Annotated in this window: 19 protein-coding genes, 1 tRNA gene and 1 pseudogene; 15 read left to right on the top strand and 6 right to left on the bottom strand. The window is 62.6% G+C overall.

The window, feature by feature from the left end; genetic code table 11:
• Positions 1–37 precede the first annotated feature (37 nt).
• Entirely contained in the window at positions 38–1,750 is a 1,713-nt protein-coding gene (locus tag AC5J09_RS22705) for an HAD-IIB family hydrolase (RefSeq protein ID WP_494298538.1), read from the top strand.
• Positions 1,751–1,786: 36 nt separating this feature from the next.
• Here the strand turns inward: AC5J09_RS22705 and AC5J09_RS22700 are convergent, their stop codons facing one another.
• On the bottom strand, positions 1,787–1,981 hold the full coding sequence (locus tag AC5J09_RS22700; protein WP_018095335.1) for a hypothetical protein: 195 nt from the start codon (positions 1,979–1,981) through the stop codon (positions 1,787–1,789).
• A gap of 225 nt (positions 1,982–2,206) precedes the next feature.
• On the opposite strand from AC5J09_RS22700, the gene ftsZ reads away from it, so the two are divergent.
• The gene (gene ftsZ / locus AC5J09_RS22695) at positions 2,207–3,244 is read left to right on the top strand and encodes a cell division protein FtsZ (RefSeq protein WP_018095334.1); all 1,038 of its coding nucleotides are present in this window, start codon (positions 2,207–2,209) and stop codon (positions 3,242–3,244) included.
• Between the two features lie 215 nt (positions 3,245–3,459).
• Here the strand turns inward: ftsZ and AC5J09_RS22690 are convergent, their stop codons facing one another.
• The gene (locus AC5J09_RS22690; RefSeq protein ID WP_494298537.1) at positions 3,460–5,229 is read right to left on the bottom strand and encodes an adenylate/guanylate cyclase domain-containing protein; all 1,770 of its coding nucleotides are present in this window, start codon (positions 5,227–5,229) and stop codon (positions 3,460–3,462) included.
• A gap of 185 nt (positions 5,230–5,414) precedes the next feature.
• Positions 5,415–6,743, bottom strand: a complete 1,329-nt coding sequence (locus tag AC5J09_RS22685; protein WP_324761947.1) for a PQQ-dependent sugar dehydrogenase — start codon at positions 6,741–6,743, stop codon at positions 5,415–5,417.
• Positions 6,744–7,018: 275 nt separating this feature from the next.
• On the opposite strand from AC5J09_RS22685, the gene AC5J09_RS22680 reads away from it, so the two are divergent.
• The 13 genes and pseudogenes from AC5J09_RS22680 (at position 7,019) to AC5J09_RS22620 (ending at position 20,454) form a co-directional block, all read left to right on the top strand.
• Complete coding sequence (locus AC5J09_RS22680) at positions 7,019–8,158, top strand: TRAP transporter substrate-binding protein (RefSeq protein WP_275597723.1); 1,140 nt, start codon at positions 7,019–7,021, stop codon at positions 8,156–8,158.
• Positions 8,159–8,198: 40 nt separating this feature from the next.
• Positions 8,199–8,900: a TRAP transporter small permease subunit gene (locus AC5J09_RS22675; protein WP_324761946.1), complete on the top strand. Its 702-nt coding sequence runs from the start codon at positions 8,199–8,201 to the stop codon at positions 8,898–8,900.
• Positions 8,897–10,636 (top strand): TRAP transporter large permease, encoded by a 1,740-nt coding sequence (locus AC5J09_RS22670; protein ID WP_494298536.1) that lies wholly within the window; start codon positions 8,897–8,899, stop codon positions 10,634–10,636. The genes AC5J09_RS22675 and AC5J09_RS22670 overlap by 4 nt, the downstream gene beginning before the upstream one ends.
• 508 nt (positions 10,637–11,144) lie before the next feature.
• Positions 11,145–12,479, top strand: coding sequence for a TadE/TadG family type IV pilus assembly protein (locus AC5J09_RS22665; RefSeq protein ID WP_275597725.1), 1,335 nt, complete (start codon positions 11,145–11,147; stop codon positions 12,477–12,479).
• 778 nt (positions 12,480–13,257) lie between these two features.
• Entirely contained in the window at positions 13,258–13,701 is a 444-nt protein-coding gene (locus AC5J09_RS22660) for an NlpC/P60 family protein (protein ID WP_100674869.1), read from the top strand.
• Between the two features lie 145 nt (positions 13,702–13,846).
• On the top strand, positions 13,847–14,953 hold the full coding sequence (locus tag AC5J09_RS22655; RefSeq protein WP_494298535.1) for an endonuclease/exonuclease/phosphatase family protein: 1,107 nt from the start codon (positions 13,847–13,849) through the stop codon (positions 14,951–14,953).
• A 2-nt stretch (positions 14,954–14,955) separates the two neighbouring features.
• Positions 14,956–15,705: an NUDIX hydrolase gene (locus AC5J09_RS22650; RefSeq protein WP_494298534.1), complete on the top strand. Its 750-nt coding sequence runs from the start codon at positions 14,956–14,958 to the stop codon at positions 15,703–15,705.
• A 176-nt stretch (positions 15,706–15,881) separates the two neighbouring features.
• On the top strand, positions 15,882–16,799 hold the full coding sequence (locus tag AC5J09_RS22645; protein WP_018095325.1) for a PhzF family phenazine biosynthesis protein: 918 nt from the start codon (positions 15,882–15,884) through the stop codon (positions 16,797–16,799).
• A 126-nt stretch (positions 16,800–16,925) separates the two neighbouring features.
• A tRNA-Lys gene (locus AC5J09_RS22640) sits at positions 16,926–17,001 on the top strand.
• 83 nt (positions 17,002–17,084) lie between these two features.
• Positions 17,085–17,180 (top strand): annotated as a pseudogene (locus AC5J09_RS22635) (Stf0 family sulfotransferase); the annotation flags it as partial.
• 246 nt (positions 17,181–17,426) lie between these two features.
• Complete coding sequence (locus AC5J09_RS22630) at positions 17,427–18,326, top strand: glycosyltransferase family 2 protein (RefSeq protein WP_494298935.1); 900 nt, start codon at positions 17,427–17,429, stop codon at positions 18,324–18,326.
• Between the two features lie 181 nt (positions 18,327–18,507).
• Positions 18,508–19,503 (top strand): Tim44 domain-containing protein, encoded by a 996-nt coding sequence (locus AC5J09_RS22625; protein ID WP_494298533.1) that lies wholly within the window; start codon positions 18,508–18,510, stop codon positions 19,501–19,503.
• Between the two features lie 228 nt (positions 19,504–19,731).
• Positions 19,732–20,454 carry a pentapeptide repeat-containing protein gene (locus AC5J09_RS22620; RefSeq protein ID WP_127712116.1) on the top strand — a complete coding sequence of 241 codons (723 nt, stop codon included), beginning with the start codon at positions 19,732–19,734 and terminating at the stop codon, positions 20,452–20,454.
• A 19-nt stretch (positions 20,455–20,473) separates the two neighbouring features.
• Here the strand turns inward: AC5J09_RS22620 and AC5J09_RS22615 are convergent, their stop codons facing one another.
• From AC5J09_RS22615 to AC5J09_RS22605, 3 genes are all read right to left on the bottom strand, one after another.
• Positions 20,474–20,758, bottom strand: coding sequence for a hypothetical protein (locus AC5J09_RS22615; RefSeq protein WP_100674863.1), 285 nt, complete (start codon positions 20,756–20,758; stop codon positions 20,474–20,476).
• Positions 20,755–21,084 (bottom strand): hypothetical protein, encoded by a 330-nt coding sequence (locus tag AC5J09_RS22610; protein ID WP_494298532.1) that lies wholly within the window; start codon positions 21,082–21,084, stop codon positions 20,755–20,757. The genes AC5J09_RS22615 and AC5J09_RS22610 overlap by 4 nt, the downstream gene beginning before the upstream one ends.
• Positions 21,085–21,287: 203 nt before the next feature.
• On the bottom strand, positions 21,288–21,977 hold the full coding sequence (locus AC5J09_RS22605; protein ID WP_198516931.1) for a LexA family transcriptional regulator: 690 nt from the start codon (positions 21,975–21,977) through the stop codon (positions 21,288–21,290).
• Positions 21,978–22,094 lie beyond the last annotated feature (117 nt).

Genomic DNA, 22,094 nt, shown 5'->3' with positions numbered 1-22,094 from the left:
GATCCGGCGGCCGGTAACAGAAGGAGGCGGCACGCAGATGTATGTCATGGCTCTTGCGACGGATTACGACGGTACACTGGCCGATTACGGTGCCGTCCGTCCGGAAACTCTGGAGACCTTGAAGAGGCTGAAGGAGAGCGGGCGCAAGCTTCTGCTCGTGACCGGGCGCGAGCTGCCGGACCTCAAGAGCGTGTTTCCCGAAATCGATGTGTTCGACAAGGTCGTCGTCGAGAACGGTGCGCTGCTCTATACGCCGGAAACCGGCGAGGAGCGGCTGCTTGCACCCTCGCCGCCGGAGGCCTTCATCGAGCGCCTCAAGGAGAAGGGCGTCGACAGGATGTCGGTCGGCCGTTCCATCGTCGCCACCTGGGAGCCGTTCCAGACAGCCGCGCTCGAAGCGATCAACGAGCTCGGCCTCGAACTCGAGATCATCTTCAACAAGGGCGCCGTCATGGTGCTCCCGACGGGTGTGAACAAGGCCACGGGGCTGAAGGCGGCCCTGAAGGAGATGGGGCTTTCCTTTCTCAACGTGGTGGGGGTGGGCGATGCCGAGAACGATCACGCGCTTTTGAGGATGTGCGGCTGCGGAGCCGCCGTGGCCAACGCCTTACCGGCGCTCAAGGACACGGCCGACGTGATCCTCGAGGGTGTGCGCGGGGCCGGCGTCGAGCAACTGATGAACCGGATCATGGAGTCCGATTATGCGTTGTGCGCGAGTGCCCGCCACCAGGTGCCGATCGGTGAGGATGACGAGGGGCCGGTGGAGATCGGACCGCAGGACGTGCTGCTGATAGCGGGGAGTTCCGGCATCGGCAAGTCGAGACTGGCGACCGCCCTTGCGGAGCGATTACGGGAACGGCGCTTCCAGCTCTGCATATTCGATCCGGAGGGCGACTATGAGGGGCTTGAAGGCGCGGTGACCGTGGGGAACGGGTCTGTCGCGCCTACGGGCAGGGAGGTGCTGGAGCTCCTGGCCAATCCGGACGATAACGTCGTCGTCAGCGCAACAGGCGTCGAGCCCAACGACCGGCCCGAGTTCTTCGCCGGCCTGATGCCCGATTTGTCGGCGCTGCGTGCCAAGACCGGCAGGCCGCATTGGCTGATTATCGACGAGGCCCATCATCTCATGCCCGCAGCGCGCGACAGTGCCTCGCTCGCGCTTTCCGACGACCGCTCCGGCATGATCATGATCACGGTCCATCCGGACTCCGTCTCGCCCGATGCTCTCAAGGAGATCACTGCGGTCGCAGCGCTCGGTCCCAAGGGGCGCGACGTAATCGCGACGGTTTGCTCCGTCTTGGGTGAGGCGCTGCCGGACGGGCTGGATGCTTCTTTCGGGGAAGACGAGGTTCTTTTCTGGCGGCGCACGCCGCGCACGCCGGTTCGGCGGATCAAGAGCGAGCAACCCCGGGAAGCCCGCAAGCGGCATACGCGCAAATATGCGGAGGGCCGGTTGGGCGAGGAGGCAAGCTTCTATTTCCGCGGTCCGAAGAACGAGATGAATTTGCGCGCCCACAATCTGACGATGTTTCTGCAGATCGCCGAAGGCATAGACGACACGACCTGGGAGCACCATCTGCGCCACGGCGATTACTCGAAGTGGTTCGAGGAACGCATCGGCGACGAGGAACTGGCCGAGGAGGCTGCGGGCATAGAAGAGGACCGTTCGCTCTCGCCTGCCGAAAGCCGGCAGAGGCTGGCCGAGGCGGTGCGCCGGCGCTATACCGCGCCCGCATCCGAAGCGGGTTGAACCGGCGCCCGCGGCGGGCGTTGAAGAGACGCCTCTTTACTTTTTCGGCTTCTGCTTCGAGGCGGCGCTGCGGCCGTCGGAACTTTTCGAACGTTCGTCGAACCGATCGGCGCCTTTTCTAAGGTCCGATCCCTTTTGTGCTTCGGTCTTTTTCTCTTCCTTGGCGGCGCTTTTGTGCAGGCCGGTGCTGGATTGCTTGCCCTTCGCCGTCGGGGCTTGTTCGGTACCCATGGCAGCCATTCCTCCTTGCGCGAAACCCAGATTGAACGTGCCCGGATATTTCTTTGTTCCCCTGCCGACGAAGGTAGTTGTGGACTGCCATGATTTTGTCGCTCTTGCCTTCTCTGTGGCTTTTTTGAATTCCTAGAATGAAGGCGCCTGATTCGCGCCGCACCGCATTCGCTCTCCGTGTTCCGAGTTTTCGGGCGGCCGGGGAACTGCCCAAGGAGAAGAACCATGACGGAATACAAGAAGCCGATCATTACCGAGATGCGCCCGAAGATCACGGTCATCGGCGTCGGCGGCGGCGGCGGCAACGCGATCAACAACATGATCGCCGAAAACCTGCAGGGCGTCGATTTCATCGCCGCGAACACGGACGCGCAGGCGCTGGCGACGTCGAAGGCGGAGCGGCGAATCCAGCTGGGCGCTGCCATCACCGAGGGTCTCGGCGCCGGTTCGGTACCCGACATCGGCAATGCGGCCGCGCAGGAATCGATCGACGAGATCATGGACCACCTCGGCGGCACGCATATGTGCTTCGTCACGGCAGGCATGGGCGGCGGCACCGGTACGGGAGCGGCGCCGGTGATCGCGGAAGCGGCGCGGCGGGCCGGGATCCTGACGGTCGCGGTCGTCACCAAGCCCTTCAGCTTCGAGGGACAGCGGCGCATGCAGACGGCGGAGCTCGGCGTCGAGCGGCTGCGGGAGAGTGCAGACACGGTCATCGTTATCCCCAACCAGAACCTCTTTCGCATCGCCGATGCCAAGACGACCTTCGCCGACGCATTCATGATTGCCGACCGGGTCCTCTATTCGGGCGTCAGCTGCATCACCGACCTGATCGTCAAGGAGGGGCTGATGAATCTCGACTTCGCCGACGTCAAGACGGTGATGAAGGGCATGGGCCGGGCGATGATGGGCACGGGCGAAGCGACCGGCGAGAACCGCGCGATGCTGGCGGCGGAAGCGGCGATCGCCAACCCGCTGCTCGACGAAGTCTCCATGCGCGGTGCCAAAGGCGTGCTCGTGTCGATCTCCGGCGGAATGGACATGACGCTTTTCGAGGTGGACGAGGCGGCGACCCGCATCCGCGAGGAAGTTTACGACGAAGCCGACATCGTCGTCGGTGCGATCTTCGACCGGAGCCTGGACGGCACTTTCCGCGTGTCCGTCGTCGCGACCGGCCTCGACAGCAACCGCGGAACTCAGGCGACGGCGCCGGAGGCCATGAACGGCCAGGCGGCCGCCGCTCCTTCGCGCACGCTGCAATAGGATAGGGCGACCCGGCGGATACCCCCGTACGGGGGAGATGTCACGAAAGTGACGAACGGGGGCGGGGTTTCAGGGAACACAACCCTGCTGCAGTTTGCCCCGCAAGGGGGGAGAGGGGACGTGCACCACGTGGGCGATTTTATTTGCGGTTACGCTGTGGTGGACAGGCGCCGCCGCATGTCCCTTCGAGCGGGCCATTCGGCAGCAGCTCGATATCAGTCAGGCAGGCCGGCGCGGCGCAGATCGCTGACGAAACGGGCGATGAAATCTTCCGGCATGACCGGCACGCTGCCGAAGTAGAATTCGGCGCGGGCCGTTTTCACGGTCATGTCCGGGCGCCGGCGAAGAAGGTTTGCCACGGCCGAACTGCGTTCGTCGGTCCGGTCGATGGCACCGAGCGAGGCCGCCAGGACCATTGCCGGCCAGAATGTGGCGTTCTCCTGGCGTAGGGAGGCACGGGCCGCTTCGGCGGCTTGCGCGAAGCGACCCGACTGATAGTGGGCGATAGCCACCATATTGTAAAAGGTCCACAGATGCGGATCGCGGGGGCTCAACCGGAAGGCTTCGTTGATCGCGGCAATGCCTTCCTCCGGGCGGCCGACATAGCAAAGCGCTTGCCCGAGGGCGAAGTGGCCCTGGGCGAAGCTTGCATCGAGCCTCAGCGCATTCCGCAGATGGTCTATGCCACGCTGCGGCTGGCCGCCGAGCGCCCGTGCCCGGCCGAGCGCAAGATGGGCGGCCGGCTCACGGTCGTCGAGCGCGATTGCGCGTTCCGCGAGCGCCGTCGCGTCGGCGATCCGCTCGGCCCGCTCTTCCAGAGGGCCGTACCAGCCGAGCTGTATATGGACATAGGCAAGCCGCGCATGGGCCTGGGCAAAGGCGGGCTCGAGATCGACCGCCCGCTCGAAGAGCGTCTTGGATATCCTCAGATTTTCCAGATCGAACTTGTAAAGATGCCATAGCGCCTTCAGGTAAATGTTCCAGGCATCCATGTCCGTCGCGGTGTGGCCGCGCCACGCAGCGAATTCGATGAAGCCGAGTTCCGGCTCCACGGTGCCGGTGATCTGCCCCGCGATCTCGTCCTGGAGCACGAAAACATCGTCCAGCATGCGGTCGTAGCGTTCTGCCCAGAGCAGCATGCCGGTTTCGCCGCTCAGCAATTGCGCCGTGATGCGGATGCGGTTGGCCGCGCGACGTATGCTGCCCTCGATCACATATTTGACACCCAGGTCTTCCGCCACTCTCCTCGCGTCGACCGCCTTCCCCTTGAAGGTGAAGGAGGAGTTGCGAGCGACGACGCGCAGCCACCGGCATCGGGCGAGCGTGGTGATCAACTCCTCGGTAAAGCCGTCGGAGAAATGTTCCTGTTCGTCGGCGCTCGAAAGATTCACGAAGGGTAGGACCGCGATCGATGGGCGCTTCTTACCGGGCAGGGGGTCGGTTTGCGCCGGCGCCGGCGGCACTTCCCCTGCCGCGCCGCCCGGCTGCCAGCGCCAGGCGCGCAGCGGACCGGGAAGATCGGCGAATGTCCTGCAGCCGATTTCGGTCAAGGGGAAATCCACCTTCAAGCCGATCTGGTCATAGACCTGCTGCGACACGCACACGCCGCCGGGCGGCGCCATTTCCTGCAGGTGCTCGGCAACGGCAATGCCTTCGCCATGGATGTCGCCATCGTCAGCGACGATATCGCCGAGATGGACGCCGATGCGCAACTCCAGACGCTCCGCTTCGGCGCCTCCGGCGTGATCATGCATCGTTCGCTGGATCGCGATCGCGCAGGCGACCGCGTCGAGGACGCTTGCGAATTCCGCGAGCGTCCCGTCTCCCGCCTGCTTGACGATCCTTCCGCCATGGACCGCGACCAAAGGGAGAATGAAGGCATCACGGCATTGCTTGACCGCCCGGTACGTGCCTGCTTCATCCAGCCCCATCAGCCGGCTATAGCCGACGACGTCCGCGTCCATGATCGCTGCCAGCCGCCTCATGCCGTCCGTCTCCCGGCGATGTCGTGAGCGAAAATACCGATCGGTTGAACATGTGTGAGCGGTAATTCGTGCGTACTTTCCGGTCCGCTCCAAAGAGCCGCGGACGCCATGAAAAATCGCATTGCGATCGCCTCGAGTGGGAGAGTAGCAATGGGGAAGCGGCAAGTCTATCGGGGCGAAGACCGCTATCTACGGCTGACGCGCCAGATGACATTGCCGACATCGTCGGCGACGAGCAGGGCGCCCTGCTCGTCGATCGCAACGCCGACCGGCCGGCCCATCGCCTTCCCGCTCCGGCTGACAAAGCCGGCGAGGACGTCTCTCGGTCGTCCGTTCGGCTTGCCCTTGGCAAAGGGAACGAAGATCACCTTGTATCCGCTGTGGACGCTGCGGTTCCAGGAGCCGTGCTGGCCTACGAAGGCACCGTTGGCATAGGCGCGCCCGAGCGATGCGCCTTCGGAGAATGTCAGCCCCAGCGAAGCGGTGTGCGAACCAAGAGCGTAGTCGGGTTTTACCGCCTTCGCCACGAGATCCGGGCGCGGCGGCTTGACGCGCGTATCGACATTCTGACCGAAGTAGCTGTAGGGCCAGCCATAGAAGGCGCCGTCCCTGACGGAGGTCATGTAGTCCGGAACGAGATCGTCGCCGAGCTCGTCACGCTCGTTGACGGCGACCCAGAGCTCGCCGCTTTCCGGGTTCCAGGACAGGCCGTTAGGATTGCGCAGGCCCGAAGCGAAGACCCGGGTGCGGCGACTTGCCTTGTCCACCTCCAGAACGGCCGCGCGATATTTTTCCGCAGCCATGCCGTTTTCCCCGACATTGCTGTTGGAGCCGACGGTGACATAGAGCTTTCGTCCGTCCGGGCTCGCGATCACGTCTTTCGTCCAATGGTGATTGAGATTTCCCGACGGCAGGTCGATGATCTTTTCCGGCGTGCCCAGGCGAGTCTGACCGCGGGAATAGGGGAATGCGACGAGCGCGTCGGTATTGGCGACATAGAGCTTGCCCTTGGAAAGCGTCATGCCGAAGGGAGAATTGAGACCTTCCGCGAAGGTTCTGCGAAGATCGGCGACACCGTCGCCGTCGGTATCGCGCAGAAGCGTGATCCGGTTGGCGCTTGGCGGTGCGGCACCCGCTCGTTTCATCGCCAGCTTCATGAATGCCTTTTTGAGGCTGAAGCCTTCGTCGTGCTTGGCCGGTGCATTGGTTTCGGCCACCAGCACGTCGCCGTTCGGCAGTACATGCAGCCAGCGCGGGTGATCGAGGCCCGCAGCGAAGGCGTTCACCTTCAGCCCTTTTGCGGGTGTCGGCGTGGCGCCTTCCTGCCAGCCTTTTGCGTCGGCGATGTTGACGGTCGGGATCACCGTGGGGTTCGGCTTCGGCAAAGTCGGATTCGGGCCGTAGCCGACCAGGCCCGTCGTGCGAGCCGCATTTCGGGCCGAAACGCCGGCGCAGCCGGCCATAAGCGCACCGGCCATGGTGATGACGATCAGGTTTCGCGGAACGGTAGTCATGCCATGCCCTCCCGAAGAGATCGGCCGCTCTCGCAGTGAGACAGAACGCTGTGCCATACTATTCCCTTCCGCATCCGACTGGCAGCGTTCTCCGCTCGTTCCCTGCAATCTTTGCGAGGGGCGCATTCGGGAGTATTCTCTCCTGCAGCAAGAAAAAAATCGGGGCGCAGCGCGTCTCCAGACGATGCTTGTGCCTCTTCAGCGATTGTGAATGCCCGCGAAAAAGTCCGCTCCCAAAAGGGGAGGGAGTTCGCGCGCAGCCTTGGGAGGAAAGCATGAAACACAAAGCCGAAAGCGGGGGGCCATCGCGCCGCAAATTTCTCCGCGGCGCCGCAGCGGCCGGGGCGGCCATGGCTGCAGCGCCGAGCATCGTGAGGGCACAAGGGCCGGTCAGCATGCGCTGGCAAAGCACGTGGCCGTCCAAGGACATCTTTCACGAGTTCGCGCTCGACTTCGCAAAGAAGGTCAACGATATGACTGGTGGCGACCTCAAGATAGAGGTGCTTCCGGCCGGTGCCGTCGTGCCGGCATTCGGACTGCTCGACGCGGTTTCCGAAGGAACGCTCGATGGGGGCCACGGCGTGATGGTCTATCACTACGGCAAGCAGACTGCGCTGGCGCTGTGGGGATCGGGGCCCGGCTTCGCCATGGACGCCAACATGATGCTGGCCTGGCACAAATACGGCGGCGGCAGGGACCTGCTCGCCAAGCTTTACGAGTCGATCGGCGCCAATGTCGTGTCGTTTCCCTACGGGCCCATGCCGACACAGCCGCTGGGCTGGTTCAAGAAGCCGGTGGCCAAGGCCGAGGACCTGCAGGGACTGAAGTTCCGCACCGTCGGTATCTCGATCGATGTGTTCACAGGGCTCGGCGCAGCGGTCAACGCCTTGCCCGGAGGCGAGATCGTCGCCGCACTCGACCGCGGTCTGCTCGACGCGGCGGAATTCAACAATGCCTCATCCGATCGCCTGCTCGGCTTTCCCGACGTCTCCAAGGTGTGCATGCTGCAGGGCTATCATCAGAATGCCGAGACATTCGAGATACTGTTCAACAAAGGAAAGTTCGACGGCCTGCCGGACCAGATGAAGGCAATCATAACCAATGCGGTGGACGCGGCGTCGGCGGACATGGCCTGGAAAGCGATCGACCGCTACTCCACGGACTATCGCGAGATGCAGACGGCCGATCAGGTCAAGTTCTACAAGACGCCCGAAGCGATCCTCAAGCGGCAACTCGAAGTCTATGACGAGGTGGTGAAGAAGAAGTCGGCGGAAAATCCGGTGTTCAAGGAGGTTCTGCAGTCCCAGATCGCCTTTGCCGAACGCGCGACACGCTGGGAGCAGGATACCGTCGTCAACCGGCGGATGGCCTTCGACCACTATTTCGGGCGAGACGGGGTCGCCAAGTCGCTCTGACTTCATCCCGATCCAGCACATCACCGGCGCAGGGCCGGTGATGTACGGTCAGGACCTGGCCATCCCGGGGGTGCGCGTGAACGTTCAGCATCTGCTCATGAGGATCGACGCCATCAGCGTCTGGACCGGCAAGGCGGCGGCGTGGCTGATCATCGGTCTGATGATGCTGGTCTGCGGTGAAGTCTTCAAACGCTATATCCTGAACATGCCGACCGCATGGATCTTCGATGCCAGCAACATGCTCTACGGCAGCCTCTTCATGCTGGCGGGCGCCTATGCCCTGGCGCAGAACGCGCATGTGCGCGGTGATTTCATCTACAGTTCGTTGAAGCCGCGCACGCAGGCGGCGTTGGACCTCATCCTTTACATCTTCTTCTTCCTGCCCGGGATCGCCGCCCTCATCTATGCAGGCTACGACTATGCCGCATTGTCATGGCGGATCGGCGAGCACTCGACGGTGACCGCCGAAGGGCCGCCGATCTATTACTTCAAGACGGTCATTCCGATCGCAGGCGCACTCGTCATTCTTCAGGGACTGGCGGAGATCCTGCGCTGCATCATCTGTCTCCGAACCGGGGCGTGGCCGGCGCGGCTGAAGGACGTCGAAGAGATCGATGTCGTCGCCGAGCAGCTTGCCCATAGCGAGCATCTGGACGAGGAAACGCGTGAGGCTGCCATCGAACGCGCGCAGGATATCGACAGGGCGGCCCGGCAGCGCGGCCTCGGAGGGGGAGAGCGGTGAGTGAACCTTTTCTTGGCTTGACGATGCTGGGCCTCATCGTGGTCGTGATCATGATGGGATTTCCGACGGCCTTCACCCTCATGGGTCTCGGAATGCTGTTCGGCTTCTACGCCTTCTACAATCCGGTGGAACCCTGGATCGACAATCGCGTCTTCGATCTCATGGTCCAGCGCACCTACGGCGCCATGACCAATGACGTGCTGATCTCCATCCCGCTTTTCGTGCTGATGGGCTACGTGATGGAGCGCGGCGCGCTGGTCGACAAGATGTTCTACAGCATACAGCTGTCATTCCGGCGCGTTCCGGCATCGCTCGCGGTGACAACGCTCATCGTCTGCACCTTCTGGGGCATCGCCAGCGGCCTCGTCGGCGCCGTTGTCGTGCTGATGGGGGTGATCGCCATGAACCCGATGCTGCGGGCCGGTTACGATGTGAAGCTTGCCTCGGGCGTCATCACCGCCGGAGGCACGCTGGGCATCCTGATCCCTCCTTCGGTGATGATCATCGTCTATGCGGCCGTCGCCGGCCAGTCGGTGGTCAAGCTTTATGCGGCGACGATGTTTCCCGGCTTCTTTCTGGCGCTCCTCTATCTCGCCTATGTTCTCGGCTGGGCGATGCTCAATCCGAAGATCGCTCCGAGCCTGCCCGAGGAACAGACGCGCGTCCCGGTGCCGCCATGGATGACGCATTTCGCAGAGGTCTATTCACCCAACATGCTCGCCGGTCTTCTCGCAGCGCTCGTCTCGCCATCACGCGCGCTCGGGATCAAAGGGGAAGAGGGACGGCTCACCTATTGGAAACTCGTCAAGAACCTTGCTGCGGCGCTCTTTCCGCTTCTGCTGACGGCGTCCACGCTCTGGCTTCTCTGGTGGTATGTCGTCATTCATCAACAGGCGGCCGCGACCGAAGCACCGGAGGGGCTGGAAGAGCTCGGCGCGCCGGTCGCGGATGCCGGGCCTGCAGCGGCTGGCGGCCCTGCGACGAGCTTCTACGTCTGGTTCGGCCTCGCCGCCGCAGTCGCCGTCTTCGCGCTGCTGCGCTACTACCGCAACATGACGGCGGAACGGCTGCAGGTGGTGAAGCTCCTCGTTTCCTCCGTCATGCCGCTCGCAATCCTCACGGTGGTGGTGCTCGGGGTGATCCTGTTCGGCATAACCACCGCGACGGAATCCGCCGCCGTCGGCGCGGCCGGTGCCTTCCTGCTGGCACTCCAGGCGCGGACGCTCGACTGGCAGCGCACCAAGGAAGCGGTGTTCCTGACCGCGAAGACGACCGCCATGGTCTGCTGGCTCTTCGTCGGGTCAGCGCTTTTCTCCGCCGTTTTCGCGATCCTCGGCGGACAGGCGCTGGTGGAGCAATGGGTTCTCGCGCTGGATCTCACGCCGGTGCAGTTCATGATTTTGTCTCAGGCGATCATCTTCATTCTCGGCTGGCCGCTCGAATGGACCGAGATCATCATCATCTTCGTGCCGATCTTTCTGCCGATGCTCCACCATTTCGACATCGACCCGATCCTCTGGGGCGTGCTCGTCTTCGTCAATTTGCAGGCTGCGTTCCTGTCCCCGCCGGTTGCGATGTCGGCCTACTATCTCAAGGGCGTGTCACCGCCGCAGGTGACCCTCAACCAGATATTCGCGGGCATGATGCCTTACATGCTCATCGTCATTCTCTGCATGATCATGATGTATATCTGGCCGGGCATGACGCTCTGGCTGCCCGACTATCTCTATGGCTGACGCGCTTGCTGCGGCGTTGAACGGTGCCGCGGAAATGACCCGGCGCCCTAGGAGCGCCCATACAAAACCAGGGCCCGCCGTCAGCGAGCGGGTCCTGGTAAATTGCGGCGAAAATTTCAATCTCTCTATTTTCCCGGCGGCAATATCACACCCGGCTGCCAGACGCCCCGGGCATATCCATCACTCTCCGCCCGGGGGCTGCCGCGAGCTCGACCGGGTAAATCCTCGCAATCGGCGTTCACCCCGAAGGGAGCTCCGATCTAAATTGCTACTGAAATCATTTCCCTGATTGCACCGTTAGTTTTGACGAGATCGGTGGCCTTGGTCCAGTAACTTTTCAGGGCGATTTGTTACGAACGACGACCGATTCTTGCGCAGCAGGCGGCTTGGAGAGCGGTACAACCGAGCGCTTCCTGTAAAGATTTCATAAAAGCCGAACGTGTTTGGTAACGATCTTAAAATTAGTTAATGCTTATGTGTTGCGGTGGGGCTGCTGAGAGGGAAGGCTATGAGGGCCGCGACGTTCCGCCTGCATCTGAGAAGATTGGTGCGCGACAGGGGCGGCAACTTCGCCGTTCTGGGCGCGATCGCTTTCGTTCCGATCATCGGCGCGGCTGCGCTGGCGATCGACTTCGCCGGGGCTTACCTGGAGGCGGAGAAAATCCAGAGCGCTCTCGATGCGGCCGCGCTCGGCTCGGTCCGGGCCTATGGCGAGGGCGCCACCGAGGACGAGGCCTACGCCGCGGCGCAAAAGTTCTTCTGGAGCAATTATACGCTGCCGCAGGAGAGCGTCGTCGACGCGCTGGCCGTCGCCACGGAGCCGTCCACGCAGGCGCTGTCCGTAAAGTTCACGCGCAATGTGAATGAAGATACCGCTACCGCCGAGTTCGTGCTGGACCACAAGCCGCTCTTCCTCGAGCGCCTGCCGCTGCAGATCCGGCGCCTGGCGATTGCCGCGCGCGCCTCCGGGGCGGAGGCCTGCATTCTTGCGCTTCATCACACGGCAGACCGGGCATTCGAGGTCAGCGGCAGCGCAATTGCCGATCTGACGGGATGCGCGGTCCTTTCGAACTCCGACGACGATCAGTCGGTCTATATCGGCGGCTCAGGCAAGCTCAAAGCCGAGTGTCTTTACGCGGCGGGCGGCATCTACAGCTCGCCGCAGGCGGTACAGCTCGCCTGCGAGGCCGCCGTGGAGGGATCGCCGCGCATACCCGATCCATTTGCGAGCAAGGTGCTCCCCAGGCCTTCGGGCTGGACGGATCTTTCCGGCTGCGGTCAGGCCTACGTCGCCGGAGGCGGCGGCAACGGCGATTGCAACGGCACCGGAAAGACACCGAAAAATGCCGACGGCTATGTGGTGACGCTGAAACCCGGTACCTACGGAGGCCTGGATCTGAAAGGAGCAGTCGCACTCCAGGCGGGCAATTACATCATCGACGGCGGCCGGCTCGAACTCGGCAGCCAGACGGTCGTCAGCGGTCAGGGCGTGACCTTTTTCCTGATCAACGATGCGGAACTCAGGATCAATGGAGGCGCCACCTTCAATATCTCGCCTTCGCTCGAGGGCAGTTGGGCCGGCTTCTCGATCGTTGCAGAGCACGGCAACACCGCACCAGCCGTCATCAACGGCAACAGCAAATCCTCGCTGACAGGGATCCTCTATTTGCCCGACGCCGGCGAGCTCCAATATGCCGGCAACGGCACGACCAGCGGTGAGTGCATCAGATTGATCGCACAGGAGATCACGCTGATCGGCAACAGCACTTTCAAGATGGATTGCAGCAAGGAGCTTGCCAATACCCATTTCAATTATCCGGGCGCCATTCGTCTGGTGCGCTGATCCTGAAAGCAGCGACGCCAGGCCGCCATGCTGGCCGCCGGGGCGGGACAAGGGTCAACAGCCGCCGACCGATAGGCAAAAACGCGCCAATTTCGGGCCACAGTAGCGAATTGGCGAAGAAATCGACGCCAATTGCGCAAGTCAAGCGGTCTTTGCCACAATTTCGCTTCACCTAGCCGGCAAGTTTTCGCCTGCTGACCACCGGCTGGCAGGGGAATTTCGAACTCTCGCAAAGCGAACGCCATCAGGTTGGGGGCACGGCCATTGCAATTCGCGGGCCGGCTGCAACACCGCGCTGAAAATCCATATTCGGTTTTCGGAGACGGTCATGTGCAGCCTCAAAGCGCTAGAGAGTCCTTTGTGCTTTGTGCCGAAGGCGTAGTGCAGCCTTGACGGCTGCCGACACGGTACCGCTCACGGGCGGACCGTGCAGCGATCCAGGCATGCGGCCTTGGCGCCTTTAACGGGCGCTGGGCGCGGCCGTTGCTGCACGCCTCGGTGGAGGACGCTCTAGCCCTTTGATTCCGGAGCCATCTTCATCTGCGATCGGGACGCATTCCCGAATGCGGAGCGGCTCGGCGCGTGCATATGCGCGTCTGCGGAAGGGGCGAACTTCTTGCGATGGACGGAGACGAAGAGGCAGGCGAAGGCCGGCATGACGCCGTCCGCGCCGGCTGCATCTTTTGGATCGAAGTCAATCCGGAAGATGCGGCAAAACCAGGTGCTACGGCGACTTTGCGTCTGATTGGACGCGCAGCGCCGTGAGGGAGACCAACTCATGAAGGTTGTCGCGCTTCTGACTGCAGCATTTCTTGCGCTTACGTCACCCGACACCGCATCAGCGGGAATGCTCACCCAGGCCCAGCAATATGCCGGGCTGCACGAGGTGAAGAACAACAGGCGCCTGCGCGCCGCTCTCGGCATCAATCCGGCCCGTACGCCCTGGTGCGGCCATTTCATGGGGATGGTCGCCCGGAAATCCGGCCGGCAGCCACCGAAGAGCTATGGCATCGCCCGCTCGTGGCTGAGGTTCGGTGCGCCCGTCAAGCTGTCCTACGCAAAGCCGGGCGACGTCGTCGTCGTCAGAGCCGGACGGAGCTATCACGTCGGCGTCCTGTCGCAGATGTCCAAATCGACCGCACGTCTTATCGGCGGCAACCAGTCGGGTCGCGTGCAGTTGTCCTATTTCAGCCGGGCCCAGGTGGTGGCGGTAAGACGATAGCGGCCAAGGCCGCGCACGGGCTCATCGCAAGGTTCCCGGCGGATGGCGACGCCGCGGAGGGCTCGCGCGCGGCACAATCTGCAGCTTTACACTCTTGCTCGTCCCGCTCTAATCTCCGCGGCAATTCAATGTGGAATTGCCCCTGATGTCGCTTCGCCTTGCCACCTTCAATATCGAAAACCTCATGAGCCGCTTCGATTTTTCCGGCTTTCGCAACCAGCTCAAGCAGGATCGGGTGTTGCGGCTCTTCGACGTTCGCAGCGAGGCGGAGTACCAGCGTCTGGAAGAGGCACGCACGATCGCGCATACGGACGACACCCGGCAGATGTCGGCGCTGGCGATTGCCGATTGCGACGCCGATATTCTCTGCCTGCAGGAGGCCGACAACATGGCGGCGCTGCAGGCCTTCGAATATGGCTATCTGTTTCGCATGGCCGGCAACGGCTATCGCCAGAAATATCTGATCGAAGGCAACAACTCCCGCGGCATAGATGTCGCCGTGCTGATGCGGGAGGAGACCCGCGACGGCCAGAAGATCGAGTGCCTGGAGGTAAAGAGCCACGCTGCGCTCACCTATGAGGATCTCGACCTTTTCAACGACGAACTGGCACTTACGAACCGGCCCCGCGACCGCATCTTCAAACGCGATTGCCTCGAATTGGATGTGAGAATCGGCGGGAGGCCGCTGACCCTCTATGTGGTGCATTTCAAGTCCATGGGGCCGGCGCGCGAAGGTCTCGACGGCCGGCAGGCGACGATGGCCGTGCGTGTCGCGGAGGTGAAGGCCGTGCGCCATATCATCGAACGCCGCTTCGGCCGCGGACATACGGCCGACAAAGTCTTCGCCATCTGTGGCGATATGAATGACTATCAGGAGAAGGTGAAGGTGCTGGGCGACCGGCGCAACGGCTATGAATTCGTGCCGCATGAGGAAACGACGAGCGCGCTCGACATCCTCAGTCACGACGGTTTTGTCGAAAATCCCAATCTGCGCCGGCCGGTCCTCGACCGCTGGACGCTCTTCCACAGCAGGGGGCCGGAAGATCGGCATCTCTGCCAGCTCGACTATATCTGGCTGTCGCCGGAGCTGGCGCGCCGCAACGCGGCCCGGCTGCCTGAAATCATCCGTTCCGGGCAGCCCTATCGCACGATCTTTCCCGCGGGGCAGGAGGTCGAGCGTTATCCGCGCACCGGCTGGGACCGTCCGAAAGCCTCCGACCATTGCCCTGTTGTAATGACCTTGGATATTTGAAGATGACCTTACTGGAAACCAGCCAGGGGCAATGGCCTCTCGACGGGACGATCTTCCCGGTCTCGGACATCGATATAGAGGTCTCGCCCGAGCCCCATCCGTTCCATCTGGCAGAGGCGGATCGGGCGCGCGAAAGCTGGCGGCGGGAAATCGCCGCGAACCCACACCTTTTCGACGGCCGGATGGTGCTGCAGAGATCGGTCCGGATCACGGACGGGCGCATCAGCGCGCGGGCCCATATCGTTCCCTATTCGACCTTTCTCTGGTGGCGGAAAACGAGGGCGGCGGGCGCGAGCCATATCTTCGGCATGCCGATGCTCGTCTCTTCGGACGGCGCTTTGATCGCGATCCGCATGGGTGCGCACACGGCCAATCCGGGCCGGGTCTATAGCCCCGGCGGTTCGCTGGAGCCGGAGGACATCATCGACGGGCGCTGCGACGTCGGGCGCAACATCGCGCGCGAGGTCATGGAGGAAACCGGCATCTCGCTTTCCGAGGCGATCGCAGAACCGGGCTGGCACGCCATCCGCATGGATGGCACCCTTACCGTTTTCCGCGTTTTCCGGTTGGCGGCCACGGCGGAGGAAATCCTTGCGCGGGTGGCGGCGCATGTTGCTGCCGATCCCCATCCCGAGATCGACGAGGCGGTGGCGATCCGGGGGCCAGAGCCGACCGCACATAATTATCCGCCGTTCATTCCACCCATACTTGAATGGCTTTTTGCGCGTAGCCGCGGGCAGCAGATGGCGTGAAGGTACGTCGCCGCGGGCATTTTGCCTTGCCGCCGGGGCGCTGGCGTTGCAAGGTCGCGAGCGGTGCGGCACAGCAGAGTTTTGACCCGACGTCGCGGCGTCGGCAGACGGGATCTTCGTAATACCGCGCTACCCGGACCTAATCTGCAACGACCCGGACCAATAAGGGGACATGTATGGCACGGCGTTACGCGATCTACGATGTCTTCACCGAGAAACGGCTGGCGGGCAACCCTCTGGCAGTGGTGTTCGAGGCCGAGGGGCTTGCCGAGGAAGCCATGCAGGCGATCGCCCAGGAGTTCAACCTTTCCGAAACGGTTTTCATCCTGCGGCCCGGCAACGCCGCCCATTCCGCCCGGCTTCGGATATTCACGCCGGCACACGAGCTGCCCTTCGCCGGACACCCGACAGTCGGAGCGGCCGTAGCAATTGCGGAAGCGGCCTACGGGGAGGCCAACAGTGCGCTCGAACTGATGCAGGTGCTGGAAGAAAGCGTGGGGCCGGTCCGCGCTGCCGTCAGGCTGAAGCCGGGAGCGGCGACCTTCGCCGAATTCGACCTGCCGCGCAAACCGATCCGGCTCCACGCGCAGTTGGACCGGCAGGAGATCGCCGACGCACTTGCGCTCAAGACCACTCAGGTCGGCTTTGAAAATCATGTGCCGTCGTTCTGGAGCGCCGGCGTTCCCTTCGTCATGGTGCCCCTCCATGACGTCGGCGCGGCGGCTTCGGTGGAATTCGATCCGCAGCGCTGGGAGCACCTGGCACCGCTTGCCGAGGGCCGGCTCGCTGCAGCCTATCTCTACTGTCGCGGCGGCATCAATCATACAGCCCGCTTTCATGCCCGGATGTTCGCCCCCGGCATGGGCCTCGTCGAAGACCCGGCAACCGGCTCGGCCGCGGCCGCTCTTTCAGGCGCCATCAACTTCTTCGACGGCCTGGTCGATGGCCACCACCCCATGCTGATCGAGCAGGGGGTCGAAATGGGCCGCCCTTCCTTCATTCATCTGCATCTGGACATAGCGGAGGGCAAGATCGCGAGCGCGCGGATAGGCGGCCATGCCATAAAAGTTGCCGAGGGGGAGTTGACGGTCTGAAGTGGCGGCGAAGGACGCACGAATGCACCGCGCTGAAATTTTTGCAGAAAACTTGCAAAGGGCGCTGGACAAGCCCGGCGAACGCCATTATACGCCCCACCAGACCGCAGCGAAGCGGTTCCGGTCGGGTGATTAGCTCAGTTGGTAGAGCAGCTGACTCTTAATCAGCGGGTCCACGGTTCGAGCCCGTGATCACCCACCAAAACCTTAAATTTTCTCTCGGAACGCAGCAATGGTTCGGCCTACGCCCTGATGGCTCGGGCTCAGCGGACGCCACAGCCTCTTGCCTATGACCGGCGGGAGCACATTCCGGGAAAGATCAAGAACTTCGTCAAGCTTGGCAGCCGGACCCTGCGACCGCGGCATCCGTTTGCATTCTAGGCCGACGGTTCTGCCCTCAGCCGGCGCAAGATCCGCGGTTGCGGCGGAGTTGAATTCGCGCGCCGATGCCGATAAACGCTTCCTCTCGCAGCGGTCGATCGGGAGCAGACCTTGAAAGAACTTCACTATCCTTTTCGCCGAGCTGAGAGCGAGCGGGTTCGGAGAGGGATATTCGATCGCGTTCTTACCCGTTACGAAACCTACAAGCTGACGGCGCGGGTCCGCAAGCGGAGGCGGACGATCGAGATGTCGTGCCTGACGCCGGGCGGGCAGCGGGCGCTCGGCAAGGAAGACATTCCGCTCGTGTTCAATACGCATAACGACCGGAAGCTGCTGCCTTCGTTTCTCGCGCACTACCGAAGGCTCGGCGTTACCCGCTTCATCTGCGTCGATGACGTATCGTCGGACGGGACGCGGGATTATCTGCTTGCGCAAGCCGACGTGGACCTTTGGAGCTCGCCGGTGCGGTATCGCGATGCCCGCAGGGGGCGTGAATGGCGAGAGGCTCTGTTCGAGCGCTATGGCTGGAACCGGTGGTATCTGAATGTCGATTCCGACGAGTTCCTGATCTACGAGGATTGCGAGAACCGGCCGCTCGATGCTCTTCTGCGAGCGCTGGAGAGCAAAGGGGAAAAGCGCCTCGCAGCCCCGATGCTCGACATGTATCCGATCGGACCGCTCGGGGCTGCCACGCTCGACAGCGATGATGGCCGCATGCCGTGGGAAATCGCCGATCATTTCGATGGCTCCGGATACGAGATCAGCTATACGAAGCGGGCGATCAGCATCACGGGCGGCCCGCGAAAGCGCAAATTCGCCCATCTGCTCGAACTCATCAAATATCCTGTCATCTTCTGGGACAAGGAATGCAGCCTCGGCGTCAGCATTCATCAGCCGTTGCCCTGCGAAAGGAATTTCACCGCCGTCTCCGGTGTGCTGCTGCACTTCAAGTTCTTCTCCGACTACAAGGAAAAGATCGAACAGGCAGTCGCCGACGGGCAGTATTTCGATGCTGCGGCCGTCTACCGCAAGATGTTTGAAGATCTTCAGGAGACCGGTGAGTTCGACTTTTCCGATGCGTGCTCGACGCGGTTCTCGAGTTCCAGGCAGTTGCTCGAACTCGGCTTTATCGGACCCGTGCGCTAGCCGTAGCCGCGTCCGAGGCATCGGGAGGAACGGCGCCAAACGCCTCAATCGGGTGGACAGTTTACCGTTAGCTCACGCCGAATAGGAGGAAAGACGGGGCAGCACTCTTAAATTCCTGCGCCTCTGGCTCTATATGACCTCTTATTGACCGATTGCGGTCGAGAGACAGGGAAGGGTGGAAATGCAGCGTTTCGGACGTGTTCTGGCCATTGCGGCAATCGGTGTTGCGGCGATGATGACGGTGGTCGACGTCGCTGACGCGAGGCGGGCAGGCGGTGGCTTCGGCTCTCGCGGCAGCCGGACCTTTTCCGCCCCGCCGGTCACTCGGACGGCACCGGCACCGGCCGCGCCGATCGACAGAACCATGACACCGCGGCAGAGCACCCAGCCTTCTACCGCGACCAATCCGGCCAGCCAGAACCGGACCAATGCACGGCCGGGCTTTTTCAATGGTTTCGGCGGATCCATGCTCGGCGGTCTCATGATGGGCGGTCTCATCGGCATGCTGCTCGGCCATGGCATCGGCGGCGGCATCGGCTTCCTCGGCCTGCTGCTGCAGGTCGGCCTCGTCGTTCTGCTGATCTCCCTGGCAATGCGCTTCTTCGGCCGCAACCAGCGTCCGGCCTATTCGGCGCCCGCTGCCTCGGCCCGCTCTTCGGCGGCAGCCGGCGCAGCCCCGTCCTTCCGTATTCCGCGGATAGGTGAAGCCATGGGTGGTGCTGCCACAGGGGCGTCAGCCGCCGCACCGGTACCGGTGCAGACAGATGAGATCAGCGTGGGCCAGGACGATCTCGATCGCTTCGAGGCGATGCTGAAGGATGTCCAGGCTGCCTACGGAGCGGAGGATTATGCGGCGCTGCGTAAGCTGACCACACCCGAAGCCATGTCCTACCTCGCGGAAGAGCTGAGCGACAACGCAACAAAGGGTCTCAAGAACGAAGTCCGCGACGTTCACCTCGTTCAGGGCGACCTCGCGGAGGCATGGAGAGAAAGCGGTACCGAATATGCGACGGTCGCCATGCGCTACGAGAGCATCGACGTGATGCGTGACAGGGCCACAGGCAGGGTCGTGAGCGGCAATGCCGACGAGGCGACAGACGCCGTCGAGATATGGACGTTCGCGCGAAAGCCCGGCGCCGACTGGCAGGTATCTGCCATCCAGGGCGTCGAGGCCTGAACGCCCGCCAGCCTAACCGCCGGGCGGCAAGCCTGCCACCGGCATCACGATCCGATCAGAAGAAGGCGAAGATCGGCTATTGACGGCGCCGCTCTTTGCCGCTCTTTTCTGACGGGCGGATTCGCCTTAACATCTTGAATTCCGGTTGAGTTCTGCGCGGTGGTTCGTTCAGTCCGGCACGTGTCGGCCTGCTGATCTTTCGCCCGCAGCCGATCGAGGAGCGGCGATATGACGAAGCTTGGCAAGACGGGTGGCAGCGCGCGTACAACGTTCTGCGCTGCGGCGATCACGGTGTGGGCCCTTGCCGCCGGCGTCGCCGCAGCGGCGGATTGCAAGAGCGCTGCTGGACCGGGCACGGACTGGCAGGACTGCAACAAAAAGCAGATCATGCTGGGTGGTAGCGACCTCCCGGGAAGCAATTTGTTCAACACCGATTTTACGATGACCGACCTGCGCGGGGCCAATCTCACGTCCGCTAATCTGGAGAAGGCGACGCTCGTTCGTGCTTCGCTCGCCAGGGCGAAAGCGGACAAGGCGAATTTCAGCAGGGTGGAGGCCTATCGCGGCAACTTTTCAGCCATCTCTGCGGAGAATGCATCCTTCGCAAGTGCCGAGCTGCAGCGCACCGACTTCAGCGGAGCACGGCTGGCAGGCGCCGACTTCGAGAAAGCGGAACTCGGGCGCGCCAATTTCGACAAGGCCGTGCTGACGGGCACGCGCTTCGCGATGGCCAATCTTTCGCGCGCCAAGCTGAGCGGTGCGGTTCTCGAAGGACCGATCGATCTGGATCGCGCCTTTCTTTTCCTGACGAGGATAGAGGGCGTCGACCTTTCCAGAGCCTCCGGGCTCACACAGGAACAGGTCGATCTCACCTGCGGTGACGGCGCGACCAAGTTGCCGTCGGGACTGGCCGCGCCCGCTAAATGGCCGTGCCCTCCCGATGACGATTGAAGCGTGAAGGGCGGGCGCTTCAACGATCACCGTTCGGTGCCGCAAGCTCGGCGGACACAAGCCTGAGACCCGGTCGTGCCTGCGGCGACTCCGCGCCGGCTCTCCGTTGCGGCCGATCGTCCTGCGCCGCCGCTTCAGCCAGATCATAGCCGAGAGCGAAGGCGATTTTCTTCAGCATTTCGCGAGCGCGAAACTCATGACGGGCGATGGCCTGGCTTTCGGTGACGAAGTAGGCGGCACTGACAGCCTCGATGAGATTGAGGGCAGCGAGATTGACGACGGCGTATGTCTCGGCGCGGATCACAGGGCGCCTCCGAATTGCTGCCGGGGATTGTGCGTACCGAGCTGCCGCTGGACCTGGCTCGCATCCGCGCCGCTGCCGAACTCGCGCTCGCGATCGAGTGCGAAGAAGGCGTCGTCGACGAGATCCGACGCGGGCCGGGCTTCACGCTGGAAGACATGCCCATCTGCACCAAGATGCCAGGCGAGCGAAGCCAGACTGGAATAGGCGGAGGAGAGAAAGCACTTCAGCGCCATCTGGTTCTGCGCGTCGGTTGAACGGAGAAAGTCGGCGGCGAAGAGTTCGTCGACTTGGTCATGAAGATCGGATCTGATGCGGGGGAGGGACATGTGGCGCTTATTCTCCTCGTATCGCTGCCGGCGTTCGTCCGCCGTGCAATTCTGCCCTGTGTTCACCCAACATTGCATCCGACACGATACATGTCAACACGAATTGTGTTGAATCGGACGACATGAGTGATGTCGTCGGGGTGCGGCAAAGGAATAAGCTCGCTGGTTCGACTTTCGCCTGACGACTGGGGGCTTTGCGTCCCTCAGGCGTTGCCGGCGAGCGCGATATAATGGACCGAGTGAACGGTACAGGCTTCGAAGCGCAGTTCCTTATGGGGGTTGAACTGCTCGAGAACCAGTTCGGAGCTGTTGTGGCGCACGAACTTCTTGACGTAGGCCAGCAGGGCCCCGCCTTCTTCCAGCCGAATCTGAGCGATCACGTAGTCGCCTTTCCGGACGCGGCGGCTGGGATCGACGAAGCAGACCTCGCCGTCTTCGTAGCGCGGGTACATCGAATCGCCTGAAACCGAGACCGCATAGGCGCCCGAGATGTCCGAGAGTATCGGCGGCGCCATGACTTCGTACAGCACGTTGCCGTTCATTATGAATTCACCATCAACCCCGCCGACTGCCTGACCGAAGACCGGGATCTTTTCCCCCTGGCCGATTACCTTGGCGCCGATCCGGGCGTTCGGCGCGTCGACTTCGACCATTGTCGAGCCGGTCGCGGAGCCCGTGGAGCTTCGGCGGTCGGTGCCGGTCAGCAGCCAAAGCGGGTCGACATTGAACTTGCGGCCGTAGATCTCGGCTTCGCTGAGTTCGAACTCGTTCTGCCCATTCTCGTGGGCGCGATAGGTCGAGGCCACGATGCCCAAGGCATTCGCTGCGTCGGAGGCGAACCGATAGCCCGCTTTGACGCGCGCCTCGCGCAGTCTTTCAGCTCTTTCGCTCATGGCATGGGACTTAGCAATGTTGATAACATAAATCATGTTGACAACACGACATTATAGATGTCATTGGTAAAGTCAAGTCGCGGCTGCGGAGGCACCGCGGCTGCTGGGAGCACGGGA

Source organism: Sinorhizobium sp., from assembly GCF_059070375.1.
Note: the sequence above shows the minus strand (reverse complement) of the source record. Positions and strands in the feature narration are given on the sequence as shown.

Excerpts from the sequence above, each read along its gene's own strand:
- AC5J09_RS22705 (WP_494298538.1), top strand. The coding sequence starts at position 38 with ATGTATGTCATGGCTCTTGCGACGGATTACGACGGTACACTGGCCGAT.
- AC5J09_RS22700 (WP_018095335.1), bottom strand. The coding sequence starts at position 1,981 with ATGGGTACCGAACAAGCCCCGACGGCGAAGGGCAAGCAATCCAGCACC.
- ftsZ (WP_018095334.1), top strand. The coding sequence starts at position 2,207 with ATGACGGAATACAAGAAGCCGATCATTACCGAGATGCGCCCGAAGATC.
- AC5J09_RS22690 (WP_494298537.1), bottom strand. The coding sequence starts at position 5,229 with ATGAGGCGGCTGGCAGCGATCATGGACGCGGACGTCGTCGGCTATAGC.
- AC5J09_RS22685 (WP_324761947.1), bottom strand. The coding sequence starts at position 6,743 with ATGACTACCGTTCCGCGAAACCTGATCGTCATCACCATGGCCGGTGCG.
- AC5J09_RS22680 (WP_275597723.1), top strand. The coding sequence starts at position 7,019 with ATGAAACACAAAGCCGAAAGCGGGGGGCCATCGCGCCGCAAATTTCTC.
- AC5J09_RS22675 (WP_324761946.1), top strand. The coding sequence starts at position 8,199 with ATGTACGGTCAGGACCTGGCCATCCCGGGGGTGCGCGTGAACGTTCAG.
- AC5J09_RS22665 (WP_275597725.1), top strand. The coding sequence starts at position 11,145 with ATGAGGGCCGCGACGTTCCGCCTGCATCTGAGAAGATTGGTGCGCGAC.
- AC5J09_RS22660 (WP_100674869.1), top strand. The coding sequence starts at position 13,258 with ATGAAGGTTGTCGCGCTTCTGACTGCAGCATTTCTTGCGCTTACGTCA.
- AC5J09_RS22655 (WP_494298535.1), top strand. The coding sequence starts at position 13,847 with ATGTCGCTTCGCCTTGCCACCTTCAATATCGAAAACCTCATGAGCCGC.
- AC5J09_RS22650 (WP_494298534.1), top strand. The coding sequence starts at position 14,956 with ATGACCTTACTGGAAACCAGCCAGGGGCAATGGCCTCTCGACGGGACG.
- AC5J09_RS22645 (WP_018095325.1), top strand. The coding sequence starts at position 15,882 with ATGGCACGGCGTTACGCGATCTACGATGTCTTCACCGAGAAACGGCTG.
- AC5J09_RS22630 (WP_494298935.1), top strand. The coding sequence starts at position 17,427 with ATGTCGTGCCTGACGCCGGGCGGGCAGCGGGCGCTCGGCAAGGAAGAC.
- AC5J09_RS22625 (WP_494298533.1), top strand. The coding sequence starts at position 18,508 with ATGCAGCGTTTCGGACGTGTTCTGGCCATTGCGGCAATCGGTGTTGCG.
- AC5J09_RS22620 (WP_127712116.1), top strand. The coding sequence starts at position 19,732 with ATGACGAAGCTTGGCAAGACGGGTGGCAGCGCGCGTACAACGTTCTGC.
- AC5J09_RS22610 (WP_494298532.1), bottom strand. The coding sequence starts at position 21,084 with ATGTCCCTCCCCCGCATCAGATCCGATCTTCATGACCAAGTCGACGAA.
- AC5J09_RS22605 (WP_198516931.1), bottom strand. The coding sequence starts at position 21,977 with ATGAGCGAAAGAGCTGAAAGACTGCGCGAGGCGCGCGTCAAAGCGGGC.